Annotated in this window: 1 rRNA gene; it reads right to left on the bottom strand. The window is 57.6% G+C overall.

From position 1 onward, the window contains the following. Window positions 1–439 (bottom strand): 23S ribosomal RNA (locus CHH75_RS24485); the annotation flags it as partial.

Below are 439 nucleotides of genomic sequence, written 5' to 3' on the forward strand. Positions count from 1 at the left end.
CAACCCTTGGGACCTACTTCAGCCCCAGGATGCGATGAGCCGACATCGAGGTGCCAAACCTCCCCGTCGATGTGGACTCTTGGGGGAGATAAGCCTGTTATCCCCAGGGTAGCTTTTATCCGTTGAGCGATGGCCCTTCCATGCGGTACCACCGGATCACTAAGCCCGACTTTCGTCCCTGCTCGACTTGTGGGTCTCGCAGTCAAGCTCCCTTATGCCTTTGCACTCTTCGAATGATTTCCAACCATTCTGAGGGAACCTTGGGGCGCCTCCGTTACTCTTTAGGAGGCGACCGCCCCAGTCAAACTGCCCACCTGACACGGTCCCTGTACCCGATGAGGGCACCAGGTTAGAACCTAGATACGATCAGGGTGGTATCCCAACGGCGCCTCCACCCAAGCTGGCGCTCAGGTTTCCTAGGCTCCCACCTATCCTGTAC

Origin of the sequence: Paenibacillus sp. 7541 (assembly GCF_002276395.1) — a bacterium.
Lineage (GTDB): Bacteria > Bacillota > Bacilli > Paenibacillales > Paenibacillaceae > Paenibacillus_AQ > Paenibacillus_AQ campinasensis.